Consider the following 1,171-nt stretch of genomic DNA (forward strand, 5'->3'; position numbering starts at 1 on the left):
GGCCTCGCCGCCCGCGCCGCCTCGCCCGGACGCCGGGGCGTTGGCGCTCGCCGCCGTCACCGGCTGGCCCACCACCTGTTGCAGCACCGGCAGCAGGGCCTCGGCGTCGGCGTGCTGCAGGAACACCACCCGCACGTCGTCGGCGCTCTCGGCCCGGCGGTCCAGATCCTCGATCAGCGGCCGGATGCGCGCCATGGCCGCCGGATCGCCGCGCAGCACGATGGAGTTGGAGCTCTCCACCGGGGTGACGCTGACCATGCCGGAGCCGGGTTGCCCGCCCGGCGGGGCCAGAACCGTCTGCAGGACATTGGCGATCTCGCGCGCCGAGGAGTTCTCCAGCGTCACCACCTCGAACCCGGTCCGGTCCACGTCGATCCGCCCGATCAGGGCCCGGATGCGCGCCAGATTGTCGGCGAAGTCCGCCACCACCACGCTGTTGGCGCCGGGATTGGCCAGCACCTGCCCCTGCGCCCCCACCAGCGGCCGGATCGTCTCCGCCGCCGAGGCCGCGTCGATATTCCTCAGCTGGAACACCTCGGTCGAGAACCGCTCCGACCCCACCGTCGCCGGCCCCTGGGCCGCGCCCTGCGCCGGGCTGATCCGGTAGGCCCCGGACGCCGTCGGCGTCACCACCAGGCCGTTGGCCCTGAGCGTCGACAGAAACACCTCGAACAGCTGGGTCCGGTTCAGCGGCCGGTCGCTGGTCACCGTCACCGTCCCCGTCACCCCCGGATCGACGATGAAGGTCCGGCCCGTCGAACGGGCCACGTCCTGGATGAAGGCGCGGATGTCCGCCCCCTGCACGTTCAGCGTCTGCGACTGGGCCAACGCCGGCGCGGAGGCGAGCGGACCCTGGGCCGCCAGCACGGCGGCCATCACGGCGCCGATCACATTGGATCGCTTCATCGGCCGGTCCCTATGGTGGTGGTCTGGGTCACGCCGTCCCGCTCAAAGCGGAGCTCGGCGCTCGAACTGTCGGCCAGCTGGCCGCGCAGGGCCGCGATCCGCTCCACACTGTCCAGCGGCTGGCCGTTCACCGCCAGGATCACATCCCCGGCCCGCAGCCCCGCCGCCCGCAGCGCCGCCGCATCGCCCGCCCCCGACACCGTGAACCCGTCCAGCCGCGCCCCCCGCATCCGCGGCCGCAACCCCGCCTGCGCCATCAGCCGCG

The 1,171-nt window shown here is 73.7% G+C and carries 2 protein-coding genes; both read right to left on the minus strand.

The annotated features are described in order from the left end of the window. Positions 1-906 (minus strand): secretin N-terminal domain-containing protein (locus QQJ79_RS15355; protein WP_284223801.1); only part of this gene is annotated, 906 nt, incomplete at its 3' end. Further along, positions 903-1,171 (minus strand): PDZ domain-containing protein (locus QQJ79_RS15360; protein ID WP_284223802.1); only part of this gene is annotated, 269 nt, incomplete at its 5' end. The genes QQJ79_RS15355 and QQJ79_RS15360, both read right to left, overlap by 4 nt.

The organism is Brevundimonas denitrificans (assembly GCF_030160755.1).
GTDB lineage: Bacteria > Pseudomonadota > Alphaproteobacteria > Caulobacterales > Caulobacteraceae > Brevundimonas > Brevundimonas denitrificans.